Origin of the sequence: Niastella populi, assembly GCF_002078015.1 — a bacterium.
GTDB lineage: Bacteria > Bacteroidota > Bacteroidia > Chitinophagales > Chitinophagaceae > Niastella > Niastella populi.
In genome coordinates this window covers 1-14,868 of the sequence record NZ_LWBP01000199.1, presented here as the reverse complement: position 1 = coordinate 14,868, position 14,868 = coordinate 1, and the positions used below count along the sequence as shown (strand labels likewise).

Sequence of the window (14,868 nt, the reverse complement as noted above, 5' to 3'; positions counted from 1 at the left end):
CAGAACGCTATTTTAATAAAGCCGTCCCGGTTTACCGGGATGGCTTTTTTACATAGCCGGTACATTAGCTACAATCGTAGTGCCTTTACCAGGTGCAGACTGGATGTGCACGGCACCTTTGAGTGCTTCGGCTCTTGCCATCATATTTTTCAAACCATTTGAAGATGTTTCCTTAGCGGAATCGAAGCCAATGCCATTATCGGAAATGCGTAACAGCAACTGGTTCATTTCTTTCCTGATCGTTATCTCCACTTTGCCGGCCTGTGAATATTTTGCCGCATTGTTGATCGCTTCTTTAAAGATCAGGAAAAAATCGCGCCGCTGCTGCATATTCAGGCTCTGCGAAAGCACCGGTTCCTCTGTAATGAAAATGGTCTCTATATTCTTAGGCTCCAGGGTATGGCTGGCATATTCCCGCATCCGAACCAGCATATTCTCCAGTTTATCGTTATCGGGTTTTATGGCCCACACAATATCGCTCATTCCCTGTTGCATTTGCGACGACTGCTCGGTTATCTTCTGCAGGAACGAAAACGCTTTTTGCTGATCTTTCTCCAGGTTGTTCTTCGATACCTCCGACAATATTTTTATACTGGTAAGGGTAGAACCGATCTCATCGTGCAAATCTTTGGCAATATCATTTCTTACGTTTAACAACTGGTTTTGCTGTTCCAGCTTTTTCTTCAACTTATATCTATTGAAGAGTATTACGGCAAACAATATCAGCATTACCGCCGCCCCCACAAGCACCCGCTGCAACAGTTTCTGATCTTTCAATTCCTTTTCTTTCAACTGCTTCTCCTGTTCCGACAACTTAAGCAGTTGCTCATTGTTTTTGGCTATCAGCAATTGCTTTTCCAGTTCCTGGTCCTGCTGTTTTATTTTACTGTCCTGCAACTCGCGTTGCTGCGAAAGCAGGGTAATTTCATTTTCCTTTTGTTTTGCGAGCAGGGTATTCCCCGAAATGATGGCCTTTTGCTTTTCAATTTCCAGTTGTCTTATTTTCTGCTCTGTATTTAACCGGGCAATTTCGAAATCTTTTTTTTCGGTTTCATACCGTGTTTCTATTTCAGCAATATCGGCCCTGGTTTTTACTGAAATAAGGCTGTCGCGGTATACAATATATTTCTTGTAATTTTCATAGGCATTGTAAAAGTCTTTTTTATCCTTGTAGTAGATCGCCTTATGCAGGTAAATATCCCTGAGGTTCTCTTTGTTATTCAACTGTACGGAAAGGTCATACGCTTTCTGAAAATAATCGAGGGCGGTTGCTGAATCATTCATAGCTTTTGACAATATAGCAGCGGCGATATACCGGCGTGAAAGGGTGCCAAGCTCATTTAACTCCTGCAAAATTGCGATCGCCTTCTTTTCATATTCCAGCGCCTCTTTGTTCTTCTTTTGCCGGTTCAGCAAAAGCGCCATACTTATAAAGCTGTTCGAGATCCTTAGTTTAACGCCGCTTTTTTCAGCGTATTTAAGTCCCAGCTGCTGGTATCTGATCGCCTGGTCGAGCGAATCTACACCCAGATACAACTGTGAAATATTGTTGCACGAAATAGAAAGGCCGTTCACATCGCCGATACTTTCCCGCAGCGCCATCGCCTGCTTTGCATATGCCATGGCCTCTTTTCGATTATCCAGCTGGTTGTATACGGTTGAAAGGTTACTCACTGTTTGCGCAAGTCCCTGCGGGTCTTTATTCTTTTCATATACCCTGATGGCTTTCAGGTACCAGTCAACCTGTTTATCTAAATGCCCCTGGGCCCCATACGTAAAACCGATATCATTAAACGTTACGGCGGTATAGGATGATTGATCGTTGGCAAACCTTAGCGCTAAAGCCTTATTGAAAAACCGGTGCGCTTCTTCATACTTTTCGTCCTCCAGGTAATACTGACCTAACTGGTAATGGGCAAGCGCCAGCAGGAAACTGTCTCTTAACCGGGTAGCGATCATCAACGCGGTGGAATCATGATATACCAGCGATTTGGTTTCATTTTTCCGGTAAGCGATATCGGCCATTTTTAAATGCGCATATGCCTGTCCCCGTAGCATTCGTTTTTCGTTGCTGGCATGTAAAGCGAGGGTAACGAACTGACGGGCAGAATCGAGCTGGGATACCGCTGCCAGCTCATCGGCCCGGTTGAGCCAGGACCAGATCTTTGCGGAATCGGCGGCGGACCCGGCCGGCTGACAGTAAACAGTGCCCGAAGCGAAAAGCAGGAAGAACAGCAAAGCAATTTTACCGCAGGAGAACAGTTGTTTTGGAATGATGGTCATAAGGATAAAAATCAATGAAAATTACTATTTTATCCCTTACCGCAATGTATTAATAAAAATTCCTATCAGTCCCAATCGTAAAAATCATGGCATCAGCCGGTAACCCCACCGACAGTAATTCTATTTATCTTAGGGGCAACAACAAATTCAACGTATTATGCAAAACAACCGTTTCATAAAATACATGGCGCTGCTCCTGCTTTCACTGGCAAACACAGCTTTAGTGGCGCAGCAAAAGGAGATCACAAAAGAAAAATGGCACTGGGATAATAAGCTGAAACAGGATACCACCGCGGGGTATGTACAGGTAATAAAGGTAGACAACATGCTGTATATCTCCGGTGCTGTTAGTACGGAAGTGACACCAGAGGGAATAACGCAGGTTTATCGTGCCCTGGAACGGTCGTTAAAAAGTTTTGGCGCCGGTTTCCAGCATGTTGTAAAGGAAAACCTGTACACCACAGATATTGAGGCAATGAAAAAGTACAATAATGCCCGCAAAGCATTTTACAGGGGCGATTTTCCTGCAGCCACCCGGGTCCAGGTTGTGCGATTATATATGCCTGAAGCCAAATTAGAGGTAGAACTGGTAGCCCATCTTCCAAAGAGCAATTGAGCGATGGGTTGAAATGATCAATCAATGCTTTCATCTGATCGTTTTCCGTATCCTGCTCAGCGACGATTGCGTAACGCCTAAATAAGAAGCCACATACGATAGTGGTATCCGGTTGACCAGCGTGGGAAATTTATTTAAAAATCCGAGGTAACGTTCTGTGGCATCTTCCGTCATCATCGGACTGATCCTGTTTACTTTTTCCGCCATGGCTTTTGCGGTTATCTTAGAAATAATGGCATCCCAGCCGATGATCGTCATTGATAATTCTTCCATCGTTGTCTTCGACAATACAATGTATTCGCAATCTGTAATAGCCTGTATATATTCGGTGGAAGGGAGGCCCTGGTTATAATTATTTATATCTGCAACAAAATTGTTTTCGTCAATGAAATATTTGGTGATCTCATCGCCATTATTGCTATAGTAACAGACGCGCACGATTCCTTCGGTTAAGAAAATAATCTCACGTGGTATCTTTCCGGCCTCGTGGTAGTATTCATCCTTTTTGATCGTCTTTATACAGATCCTGCTTTTTATCAGCTCTATTTGCTGCTGATTCAAATGCCCGAAATGTAATAAATAATTGATAAGTCGTTCCATACCTTCTATTTCATCTGGCTCATTACCATTTTGTCAAATAATTTATCAGATAAGATCTTCCGCATGAATAACATTGGTTTGGCCATGGCACCGCCAATATACCTAACTTTTGGATGCTTTGCTTCAATACCTTTTTTGATCAGTGAGGCTATTACAACAGGGTCAACCGCATTCTTTTCAATATCTGCATACATTTTTTGTATACTGTTGGCTAGTTTGCTGTAGGGCGAATTGCCCGAAACACGCATCAGGTCTTCAGATCCAACCGCTATCATTTCCGATCTTGTACCACCCGGTTCTATTACAATTACATCGATGCCGAACTGTCTTACTTCATTACGAAGGGAATCGCTCAGTCCTTCAATGGCAAATTTACTGGCATGGTACCAACTGCCCATTGGTAGGCTTACTTTGCCGCCAATAGACGAAATATTGACAATTTTTCCGTACCTGTTCTTACGCATGTGAGGCAATACCAATTGGATCAATCGCGCTGCGCCAAACAAATTTATCTCCAACTGATTTTTGGCTTCAGCCATCGGCACGTCTTCCAGCGCGCCGTAAGAGCCCAGTCCGGCATTGTTTATTAAAACATCTACGCTTCCTGCTTCTTTGATGATCCTGTCTACACAGGCGGTCAGACTTTCCTCTTTTGAAACGTCAAGCGCTATTGGCTTAATACCAGTATCTTTTAGCGCTTCCAGTCTTTCAACCCGGCGTGCCGCGCCATAAACTTTATAGCCATTTTGTGCAAGATAAATTGCGGTGGCTTTACCTATTCCCGATGAAGCGCCTGTAACCAGAACTGTCTTTGCCATTCTTTTAATATTAGATGTGATCGAATGGTACAAAAGTAGTTTTTACAAAAACGGAATTATTTGCCATTTGGCAAAAAGCGGTCATTTTAAATACCAACCGTAAAATGTACCAGTATTACCGAAATCGGGATAATTGGGCAGCCTCTTTTTTGTTGCAATTTTACTTCAACAAATCAAACGCTATATGAATCCTTCAATCAGGCCGTTTACAATCAATGTACCGCAACAGGAGATCGATGATCTGAAAACAAGATTAGCCTTATCGCGTTTTCCGCCGGAAAGATCAGCCGGTTGGGAAAAAGGGGTACCTGTTAATTACCTGCAAAAAGTTGCGAATTACTGGCAAACCGGTTTTGACTGGAAAAAACAGGAAGCATACCTTAACAGCTTTCCCCAATACATGGCCGAAATACATGGTCAGCCCGTACATTTTGTACATATCAAAAGCCCTGATGCCAACGCGATCCCGCTTTTGATGATACATGGCTATCCAAGTTCGTTTGTTGAATTTTTACAACTGGCTGAGATACTTGCAAAGCCTGAAGCGCACGGTATGGCAGCGGGTGTTTCCTATAACCTGATCATTCCTTCCATTCCCGGATTTGGGTTTTCGATTCCTTCTCATCATGAAAACTGGGATATGATCAGGATCGCCGCCTTGTTTGCGGAGCTTATGACAGTACTGGGTTATGAGCGATTTGCGGTGCATGGAACAGATATGGGGGCTGGCATTACGGGTATGTTGTCTGCCATTGCCGCCCACCGCCTGACTGGCACACATGTAAATACCGATTTTACCTCAATTACAGGTATGGGCATGTTGCCTGCAGATACCAGCGCTTTTCCGGAAGATGAAAAAAATACTATTGCCGGTTTTAGAAATTATGAAAAGAATGAAACCGCTTATTTAAAAATACTGTCTACAAAACCGCAGACACTTGCGTATGGGCTGACTGATAGTCCGGCCGCTTTGCTCAGTTGGATCATTGAAAAGTTCAGTACATGGACAAATGCATCAAAAGCATTGCCTGAAGATGCAATAGCATTGGATCTCATTCTTACAAATATTTCCCTGTACTGGTTTAATAAACTGGGGGCATCAACCGCCAACACCCTGTATGATTCAATGAATATGTCGTTCGATTGGGGAACGCAAAGCCAGCAAGCGGGTGAACAATCCTGGCAGCCGCCCAAAGTTCCATCGGCTATGGCCGCATTTGGCGGAAATGGCGCGCTTTTAAAGAAACTGCTTGGCCCTATGGGCAACCCTGACAAATGGAGTGCTTACGATGAAGCCTTACATTTTCCGGCCATGGAATGCCCGTTGGTGCTGGCAAAAGACCTTCATGTTTTTTTGGGGGGCGTTGCCGGAAAATGATGTAGTCGTAAGACCTCAGCAAGGCATGATCGAAATAGCTTGTAAGGGTGTATCAGGTTTGATACGCCCTTTTTGCATGCTGTATGTAACATTTGCTGCCCTGTTTTGAAACATCAGGCTCCCTCTTGAAGGCCGGAAGGTTAATAGTTTTACATCAGCATAACATTGCTTTCGGCTGTAAGCCCAATCCTAAATATAATCCTTTAAATATGGTGGTGCAGGGACACTGTAAAGTTTTCGGTTGATTACATAACAGTGCTCATTTGCACAGTAACGGGCCTATTTCCATAGCGCCCGTTCTTTTTATTGAAACATGCAGTTTTGATAAAGCGGCCATTCATAAGGAGTATCCTTCAATTTGAAAGTATAAATCCTTTACCTTTATTGGGCTTTTTTAGGGGTATAATTTGCAATTCAAAAACATTATTGAAAAAATAATATCCCCTGATGATCGAATGCTGTTTCAGGTAAATACCATAATTTATGAACGATGCTTCGAATAAAGTTCCTTCTTCAGCCAGCCCGATAGAAGGCGCCGCTCATTATGATCATTTTTTTGGCCCGCTGTTCTTTGAACCCTATGCCATAGAAGTTGCAAAACGAATCGATCCGAATGCGGTATCTATTGCCCTGGAAATTGCCGCCGGAACGGGGCGGGTCACACGCCATATAAGGGAAAGGATCCCATCGTCCGCCAAACTAATTGCTTCCGATATCAGTGAAGAAATGTTGGCGGAAGCCAGGAAACAATTAAGACATGCCAACATCGACTGGCAAAAAATAGATGCGCAGCAACTCCCTTTTAGTGACAACGGTTTCGAACTTATTGTTTGTTGCTTCGGGTATATGTTCGTTCCCGACAGGCCAAAAGCCTTTGCCGAAACCTGGCGTGTTTTAAAACCCGGCGGTATGTTATTGTTTACGACATGGGATAAACTGGAGCATAACGCCATGTCCTTAACAGCGAAATTATTTGCAGAAAAATACCTGAAAGGCCCATTACCCGAATCGTACAACGCGGCTGTTTCTATGAGTGATGAAGATGTAATTAGGCCGTTATTGGAACAGGCAGGATTTTCGAATATGACTATCGAAAAAGTTCAGCTATCCTCTGTTTGTGCAACCGCCAGGGAAGCGGCAGCCGGCCTGGTTGACGGCGGTTTTATTTTTGAGGAGATACGGCAACGGAACCCTGAAATGATAGATGAGATAAGATGCGAACTTGAAAAAGAGCTCGCCGAAAAATTCGGCGCCGCCCCCATGATAGCTCCAATGAGCGCTGTCATCTGTCAGGCATATAAATAAGGGCGAACAGCCAAACTCATAGGCTTTGAAGCAAAGCGTGCCCCAATAGTATTCCGCTATTTGTAGAATAGCGCGGCAAAGGAATTGCTGAAGTAATGATCATTAAATAACACGGCTTATTGGAAATTTAATAACGAATAAAGCACCCACGCCTTCTTCACCCTGTGCAGAAATTTCACCGTCATGCCGTTCTACTATCCTTTGGCACAAAGCCAGGCCCAGCCCCGTTCCCTGGAACTCACTCTTTGAATGCAACCTGGCAAAGGCCTTAAATATTGTTTCTGCCTCACTGGCCGCAAACCCGATGCCGTTATCCTGTAAAAGAATTTCGATATAATCTGTGCCCTGCAGCCCCGATGATATTTTAATTACCGGCGGTTCATTCTTTTTTGAAAACTTAAGTGAATTATTGATAAGATTTGAAAATAGCTGATACATCAGGATCGAGGAGCCCTGAACTCGCGGCAACTCATCGATCTCAACTGTTGCATGCTTTTCATTTATGGCTATTTCCAGATCGGCAATGATCTGTTGCAGCAATTTTGTCAAGTCAACCTGGTCATTCAGTTTATCGTTCTCGTCGAACGAAGAGTAAAGCAAAATGGCGTCGATCATTTCATAAATGCGTACAGCGGCATCTTCAATTTTATACAGATAGCTCTTTCCTTTTTCGGGAAGCAGTTCTCCATACTCGCCGCTCAGCCGGCTGCTGAATGTCCTGATCTTTCGTACCGGTTCCTTGAAGTCGTGCGATGCCACATGGGCAAATTGCTGCAGGTCCTCGTTAGAACGTTTAAGTTCACGGGTGCGGTCGGCTACCAGGTTTTCGAGCCGTTCTTCAACCGACTTCTGTTCATCGATATCCGTGCTGGTACCTACCCAGCGAAGCACTTCTCCATTTTCATTTTTTAACGGGTGCACCCTTGTTAAAAACCAGCGCCAGGCGCCATCTGATCTTCTCAATGGAAACGTAAGCTCAAAGGGTTCTCTGCGCAGGAAGGCGTTCTTTATTGACTGGTTAAGTTTGTCAAAATGATGCGGGTGATGAAAACTGTCCCAGCTCAAACGCTGCATTTGGGCGGCACTAACACCGGTGTAGTCGTACCAGCGCTGATTGTACCAGTAAATGGCGCCTTCGCTATCCGCCATCCAGGCGAGGTTCTGAATATTATCTGCCAGCGTGCGGAACTGCTCTTCGCTTTGTTTCAGCTGTTCCTCAGCCTGTTTTTGTTCACTGATGTCCTGAATTATTGCAATAAAATAGTCCGGGTGGCCATTCCGTTTCTTTGCCAGTGAAACGGTGAGGTTGCTCCATATTGATGATCCATCTTTTTTAATATATCGCTTCTCCATGGAGTAGGTGTCGATCTTACCTCTCAGCAGGTCGTTTACCAGTTGAAGATCGGCATTCAGATCGGCAGGGTAGGTGATCTCCTGGAACGTTCGGGCTAACAGTTCTTCCTGCGAATAACCAACGATTTCACATAAACGGCTATTCACTTTTAACCAAACGCCATTCAAACCTACGTGTGCAATACCTACGGCGGCATTTTCAAAAGTGCTCCGGAAGCGCTCGTCACTTTCCCTTGCTTTTTCTTCTGCCAGCTTTTCTTTGGTTATATCCCGAACGACACCCGTAAACCGAACAGGCCTGTTCGCTTCGTCAAAACTTGTTTTTCCTTTTGAATGCAGCCACCGCACTTTCCCATTGGTTGCACCTATTGTCCGATATTCATTATCGTAAATGCCGCCATTGGCCGGGTCTATCGCTTCCTGGATGGTTTTGCGCGCCTGCTCCCTGTCGTCGGGGTGAAGGATACTGAAAAAAACATCCATATCCGGTTTGGTATGCGCTGGCAAGCCGAATAGCTGCAGGAGGCGGTCAGACCATATCAACTCTCCGGTTTGCGGGTGATAGTCGTAATAGCCCAGGTCGCCGCCTTGCAAAGCGATCCGGAGCTGTTCTTCCTTTTCTTCAATTTTCTTACGGGCCATCACAGAATGCGTTACTTCTGTGTATACCGTTATTACTCCTTTTATTTCGCCCGACTGCCCTTTCCAGGCGGTATAAACAACGTCAAAGAAACCTTTATGAAGCTGTCCGTTTCGGATGAATTCAATAGGTATCTCCCGGCCTTCAAAAGGCACGCCGGTTTTCAGAACCTGTAAAACTATCTGCCGGGTGGGGGAATGTTCGAGTTCGGGGGAAATTTCAAGTACCGGTTTTCCCAGCAGCTCATGCCGGCTTTTACCCCAGATCTCACAGGCGCTTTCATTTGCAACAACCACTCTCATTTCCTCGCCCTGGTAAACGGTAATACCAACCGCTGCCTGAGCCAGCAGTTCAAAAGAGTGTTTTTCACTTTCCTCAACCGATCTGCGGGCGGCTATTTGCCCGGCATTTTGGTTGTTATGTTCCGGCGAATTCATCATTTTCATTTCACAATTAGGCAGCTATAAATTTAAGACCGGGTGCCCATAATAATCACCAAATGAATTGTATAATTTCTTTAATTCATAAAATATCAAGATCCACCACATGCAAAAATGAGGCGGAAATGTATATGTGTATTATGGGGAATGCTTTATATATAAGCGAAAAATGCGCCAGGGCATCCGCGGGGGCGCCGGAGGAAGAAGTACATACACAAAGCCTGCAACGGAACGGCGCTTTACCAATTCCGGGAAGATAATATAATACAAAAAGCCCCTTACGGGGCTTTTATATCGGCAACAAAAAATGTTTAATACCTGTTTTTGTTGTAACCGCCGCCACGGTTATTGTCCCGTGAAGACCTGTCTTCTTTCGGTTTGGCAACAGATACACTGATTGCCCTGTTCTCAACCGTTGCGCCATCCAATTCAGCGATCGCTTTTTTAGAAGCGGCTTCGTCAGACATTTCAACAAAACCGAAACCCCTTGATCTGCCGGTTTCTCTGTCGGTTATAACCTTTGCTGAAGTAACTTCTCCATATGGAGCAAAAAATTCTTTTAAGTCTTCATCCTGTACGTTGAAGCTTAAGTTTGATACATAAATGTTCATTCCGTGAAATTATATTATGAGTAATTTCTGAGGAAGGCAAAAAGTAAGGAACTAACTATAATGCAGATGTTCTAAGCAATGTAATTAACTAATACTAATGCGAGGCTCAAAATAACTGCACGAAGATAGGCTTAATATTTAACATTCCTACATAAATTCTGAAAAGTCCTGAAATGAACACGGGCCGGCTTAAAAACCGGCCGCCAGATCAGTTCAGGAGGTCATCGATCGGGATAAGATCCAGGTAATGCCTGATCGCGTTCGTGTTTGGCAATACCCGGTATTCCGCAATCGACTTGTCGTCGGTATTACAGTAAGCCTCAACGTAGTAATCATTAATTTGAAAAAGGAAAATAATAAGGCCGGGAGAAGTTCTGGTAGCGAGGGCCGCTGCATTGTTCATAACGACACGCTTTTTTTCCGCTTCATTCAATACAATAAACTCAGAAAGCTTCATAACGTTAATTTTTTTACTGTTAACTAATAAAGACTTACCTAAAACTTTAAACTTGACTGAAAAAACGAAAATCAAAAACAGATGCAATAACTAAAGAAATCGTTAAAACGTGGTAACTATCTGTCGGTGAGGCTGTAAGAAAGTGAATTAGATGTTACCGGGAAAGAGACAGGACAAATATAAGAACTACATTGTAAAAATCAAGCCCTGCGCAAACCTAAACGTTACTTCCTGCAAAATACAGGCCCCAGCCACCAGGGGAATGGCATGAAATAGCTGTAGTACCGGGAATGAAAACAGCCCCGCCCGGCGGGATGGCGGCCGGTTTACCGGTTAATAAGTTCAAAACCCGAAAATACCGCCTGCTCATTTGGCGATCCCTTAAAATGCAAACCTGGCCGCGGACTTCTGTCCCATTGGGGTAAAAAACCGATACCGGGTTTGATTTCAGGAGCTATTTGCTGCCAGGCGGTTCCTTTATATTTATAAAACACTTCACAGGCAGGGCCGGGTTTAATGGCGAGTTTCAATTGCACCGTGCCGCTGCCGCTTATCTTCTGAGTGGCTAACACCGTTCTTTTATTGTCTCTGACCATCCAGTATTCAATATTGTCATTTACCGTGCCTATTCCTATTGCAGCATTCGCATCGCCATAGAACACCAGGCCTTTCAATGCCGCATTCCTGTTCTCGACAGTGGTAATAATTTCAAAAAGCCGGCTTACCGGGCGAACCGTTAAGGCAATACCCGCGCTGTTCCCTTCTTTTATTGTTCCCGACAGGGACAGCCGCCCGTTTTCCTGGCTTATAACAGGCGTTGCATGGCGGAAATCCCATTGCCAGTGGCCGGCGATCTTTTTCTCGGTAAATGACGTCTGCATGTTGCTGCCTGAACTATGGCGGTTTTGCCTGCTTACTAATGAAGGCCAGCCGTTGTCGCAGCTCCAAACCAATTCGGCCAGCATGCCTTCCCGGCCGGTAAAAACATTGCTTTCCTTATTGTAGGCATGATGAATATATACCTGTTTACCATCCTGCTGCTCTACAAATGTTCCATGGCCCGGGCATTTCCATACTTCGTTTGTTTGTAAGATCGGGTTCCGGCTATAGTCTTCATAAGGGCCTTTGAAGTGCTTTGACCTGGCCACCCGTACATTGTAACTGCAGCCATTACCACAGCAACTTCCTGCGGAATAGAATAAATAGTAATAGCCATCTTTCTTTAAAATGCTCTGGCCTTCCATTCCCATGCGGTTATTGTCTTTCAAAAGAGAAAAAACTTCCCCCCCGGTTGTCAGTCCGTCGGCCGACAACCTGCAGCCGAGGATCTCTATTGGCCGGTCATCGAGCCCATAGGCTTTAAAGGTCATGTATAGTTGCCCACTGTCGTTATATACAAAACCATCTATCGCTTCCTTCCCATAGCTTACAATAACCCCGTGATCTTTGAAACCTTTATCGGGGTATTGTGAAGTAGCAACGCCAATGCACGAAACCCTGTCGCTTTTTCTGCGGGCGGTATAGTAAACATAATAAGTGTTGTTATAAAAGTAGTATTCAGGCGCCCAGAAGGAACCGGTGGTCCATTCGGGGGCTTTATCAAATACATAACCGGTAAGTTTCCAGTTTTGCAGATCTTTTGAAGTATAAATGGGAAAGTGCGGCGCCCATTCAGACGATGTACCCGTGGCATAATATGCATCCTTTGCTTTGATAATGGATGGGTCGGCAAAGTCGCCGGCAATTAAAGCGCCGGAATTTGTTTGTGCATGTAAAAGATTACAAAGCTGCATGCAAATTGATCCTGCCAGGAATAATAGGTTCTTATATCGTCTCATTGCCAAAAGATAATTATTAAATGAAGGCTCCTGGTATGCTACGGAGCCTTCACTGGCATAAAAATATACAGTATGGCATCACAAAACAAAAAAGCACAAGCCACCAGGTAACTTTTTTTGCTATACTATTTTTGCATTAAATTCTTTAGCTTGTAGCCATGGTTCGACTCATTGTTTTGTTGTTGCTTTCTACATCCTGTAATCGCCTTCCGTTGCCATCGAGGCCGCCCGGTTCCATGACCGGGCGCGAATTTTATCAACTGGCACACAGTATGCGGTGGGATCACCGCGAACCCATTGTGCAACAACAGTTCTTAGCCGGCAATGTACCGCCGTTCCTGCGAAAGTTCAAACCTGTTCATACCTCTATTACTGATAGTACCGGCCGAAAGATCAGGGCGGTTTTTTATGTAACACCCGACTACCTGAGCATCGGCAATGCAAAGAACTGGGCAAGGGTTCCGCTAACACCCGGCACCGCACAAGCCATAGCCGACAGTTTGCACTGTTTTCTGCCTACCCGTAAAATGGTAAACGATATTTATACACAAGCCACCGTGAAGCTTGAGCCTGTTCCTTTATATGCATTCCGCGATAGCGCCATCACTTTCTGGCATCATCACCTCATCATTGAAGGACAGCGTGCCGGGAAGAAAGGCCTGATAGCCGGAATAAAAAAAGATGTAGTGAGCAGTGGGAAGATCAGCGGCCGCAACGTTGTGATCTATGGATGGCATCAGCTGAATGGAAAGCCAATTCAACCGCTGTATGGCGGGCATATCAACTGGTACGTGGATTATAGTCATGGTATACGGCTGGTTTCGCGAAGAATAAAAGTTAACGGGCGCCTGACAGATTACAGGGAGGTGCTTTCACACCCGGTTTACCGGAAATTACTCTGCGATGAGGATTCGGTGCGCAATTATTCGCTGCAAACAACAATTGACAATGACCGGCTCCAGCCTTTATCATGCTGTTTTAACCAGGTAAAATATTAAGCAAATACTGATTAAAAAAATAAACCCGGCAAGTAAATTTATCAGGAGGGAAGAACTTTTATAGTTGCTAAGGGTAATTTCTTTTTCCGTTTTTTTATAACGTATAAATGCCAGCAGTGTGGTAATTGCCCCCACCGCTACCAGCAGAATACCTATAACAGAGGAGTATCCTTTTGATTGAATCAGCTCCGGTTTGCCAATTATCAATGATAGTTGTTTCACAAACAGTGAAAACTTCATTACCACAAAACCGAAGGCCATAATGCCTATACATGTTCTTACCCAGGCAAGAAAAGTTCTTTCATTGGCTAAATGATCAGTGGTGTTCTTTTTGATATTCCCTTCCATAAAACTTTTTATGGAATTTAAGCGATATTTTGATAGCTGATGTTTTGTTAAGTGACTTTTTTGCCAATACTGAAGAACAACAGTTTCCTTTGCGCTCAATTTTGACAAATGTATTCTGCATCGTGATTTTCACCGGCATCTTCAATGCAGGTGTGCTGGGCGTTTTTGATCATATAAACTATTCTGCCAAGAATTGGCCGGAGGTAAGTTGACTGGTAAACATCTAATTTTTTGAACCCGTTCTCCCCTTCATATGAAAGATAGGAGGCGTTGAAACTATCTATCATCTCCTTATCGAGGAATTCAATAAAAATAAATTCTGTCTCAAATTGATGAACAATGGTAATATACGCAGAGTAATAAAGTTCCTGATGCCTGAAAAAAACCTTTAGTACATGCCCCATCGATACTGATTTTTTATTTGTTATGGTATCAATATCTGCCATTCCGGTTTTACCCAATGACTAAGGTCCCTACAAAATATTAAAGGGCCGTTAGAAACAAATTAGAATCTGCCTATAATGCGGCCAGGTTCACGCTATTAAACAACTATTTTATTGTTACCGGAGTTAAATTATAATGTCATTCTAACATGAGCTTAACGCCTTCCAAGGATACGGATCGTAAGTTGCAGACATGGATAAAAGGTTATTTATAGTTTCCAGCAGATTACCCATTACCATAGATGAAGAAAATGGCGTACAACCCGCATCGGGCGGCCTCGTAACGGCGATCAATGGCTACATGCGCAACAGCAGTCAACAGCAGTTCTCTACAGTTTATTGGGCCGGGGTGCCCGGTTGTTCAAAAAATACGTGGTCAGAAAAAGCAGAAAATAACATCGATCCGAATTTTACCTATTTACCGGTTTTCATAAAGCCCGCGCAATACAGTGGTTACTATAACGGACACGCCAATTCCCTGTTATGGCCATTATTTCATTATTTCCCTTCCTATGCCGAATATAATGCCGATCATTATGAGCAATATGGCCAGGTAAATGTGCACTTCGCTAATACATTGTTAAAACATTTACTTCCCGGCGATACGGTCTGGATCCACGATTACCATTTGCTTGCCCTGCCACAATTGTTGCGGAATGAAATGCCTGAAATTACTATCGGTTTCTTTTTACATATACCGTTCCCTTCTTACGAAATTTTCAGGTTGCTGCCCCGCAGCT

The 14,868-nt window shown here is 44.0% G+C and carries 14 protein-coding genes; 5 read left to right on the top strand and 9 right to left on the bottom strand.

Annotated features, from left to right (window positions below):
* Positions 1-48 precede the first annotated feature (48 nt).
* Positions 49-2,298, bottom strand: coding sequence for a tetratricopeptide repeat protein (locus A4R26_RS21655; protein WP_133054751.1), 2,250 nt, complete (start codon positions 2,296-2,298; stop codon positions 49-51).
* A 142-nt stretch (positions 2,299-2,440) separates the two neighbouring features.
* Between A4R26_RS21655 and A4R26_RS21650 the strand changes: the two genes are divergently transcribed.
* Positions 2,441-2,899, top strand: a complete 459-nt coding sequence (locus A4R26_RS21650; RefSeq protein ID WP_207625800.1) for a RidA family protein — start codon at positions 2,441-2,443, stop codon at positions 2,897-2,899.
* A gap of 30 nt (positions 2,900-2,929) precedes the next feature.
* On the opposite strand, the gene A4R26_RS21645 is transcribed toward A4R26_RS21650, so the two are convergent.
* Both A4R26_RS21645 and A4R26_RS21640 read right to left on the bottom strand, forming a co-directional pair.
* Positions 2,930-3,499, bottom strand: a complete 570-nt coding sequence (locus A4R26_RS21645) for a Crp/Fnr family transcriptional regulator (protein ID WP_081168410.1) — start codon at positions 3,497-3,499, stop codon at positions 2,930-2,932.
* A 5-nt stretch (positions 3,500-3,504) separates the two neighbouring features.
* Positions 3,505-4,317, bottom strand: a complete 813-nt coding sequence (locus tag A4R26_RS21640) for an oxidoreductase (RefSeq protein ID WP_081168406.1) — start codon at positions 4,315-4,317, stop codon at positions 3,505-3,507.
* 184 nt (positions 4,318-4,501) lie between these two features.
* Here A4R26_RS21640 and A4R26_RS21635 point away from each other — a divergent pair, with 184 nt between their 5' ends.
* Both A4R26_RS21635 and A4R26_RS21630 read left to right on the top strand, forming a co-directional pair.
* Entirely contained in the window at positions 4,502-5,695 is a 1,194-nt protein-coding gene (locus A4R26_RS21635; protein ID WP_133054750.1) for an epoxide hydrolase family protein, read from the top strand.
* Between the two features lie 483 nt (positions 5,696-6,178).
* Positions 6,179-7,000 carry a class I SAM-dependent methyltransferase gene (locus A4R26_RS21630; RefSeq protein ID WP_081168400.1) on the top strand — a complete coding sequence of 274 codons (822 nt, stop codon included), beginning with the start codon at positions 6,179-6,181 and terminating at the stop codon, positions 6,998-7,000.
* Positions 7,001-7,102: 102 nt separating this feature from the next.
* Here A4R26_RS21630 and A4R26_RS21625 read toward each other — a convergent pair whose 3' ends face one another.
* The 4 genes from A4R26_RS21625 to A4R26_RS21610 form a co-directional block, all read right to left on the bottom strand.
* On the bottom strand, positions 7,103-9,433 hold the full coding sequence (locus tag A4R26_RS21625) for a PAS domain S-box protein (RefSeq protein WP_165760365.1): 2,331 nt from the start codon (positions 9,431-9,433) through the stop codon (positions 7,103-7,105).
* Between the two features lie 311 nt (positions 9,434-9,744).
* Entirely contained in the window at positions 9,745-10,044 is a 300-nt protein-coding gene (gene rbp, locus A4R26_RS21620; protein ID WP_081168392.1) for an RNA-binding regulator, read from the bottom strand.
* 208 nt (positions 10,045-10,252) lie between these two features.
* The gene (locus A4R26_RS21615; protein ID WP_081168389.1) at positions 10,253-10,501 is read right to left on the bottom strand and encodes a hypothetical protein; all 249 of its coding nucleotides are present in this window, start codon (positions 10,499-10,501) and stop codon (positions 10,253-10,255) included.
* A 326-nt stretch (positions 10,502-10,827) separates the two neighbouring features.
* A complete protein-coding gene (locus A4R26_RS21610; RefSeq protein WP_081168386.1) occupies positions 10,828-12,339 on the bottom strand; it encodes a glycoside hydrolase family 43 protein in 1,512 nt (503 codons plus the stop codon).
* A gap of 158 nt (positions 12,340-12,497) precedes the next feature.
* Between A4R26_RS21610 and A4R26_RS21605 the strand changes: the two genes are divergently transcribed.
* Positions 12,498-13,337 (top strand): hypothetical protein, encoded by an 840-nt coding sequence (locus tag A4R26_RS21605; RefSeq protein ID WP_133054749.1) that lies wholly within the window; start codon positions 12,498-12,500, stop codon positions 13,335-13,337.
* Here the strand turns inward: A4R26_RS21605 and A4R26_RS21600 are convergent.
* Together A4R26_RS21600 and A4R26_RS21595 are read right to left on the bottom strand one after the other, a co-directional pair.
* Positions 13,308-13,685: a YidH family protein gene (locus A4R26_RS21600; RefSeq protein ID WP_081168379.1), complete on the bottom strand. Its 378-nt coding sequence runs from the start codon at positions 13,683-13,685 to the stop codon at positions 13,308-13,310. The two genes, A4R26_RS21605 and A4R26_RS21600, sit on opposite strands and share 30 nt — an antisense overlap.
* Before the next feature lie 95 nt (positions 13,686-13,780).
* The gene (locus A4R26_RS21595; RefSeq protein ID WP_081168375.1) at positions 13,781-14,131 is read right to left on the bottom strand and encodes a hypothetical protein; all 351 of its coding nucleotides are present in this window, start codon (positions 14,129-14,131) and stop codon (positions 13,781-13,783) included.
* Positions 14,132-14,321: 190 nt separating this feature from the next.
* On the opposite strand from A4R26_RS21595, the gene A4R26_RS21590 reads away from it, so the two are divergent.
* On the top strand, positions 14,322-14,868 hold a 547-nt coding region (locus A4R26_RS21590), incomplete at its 3' end, for a trehalose-6-phosphate synthase (protein WP_207625799.1).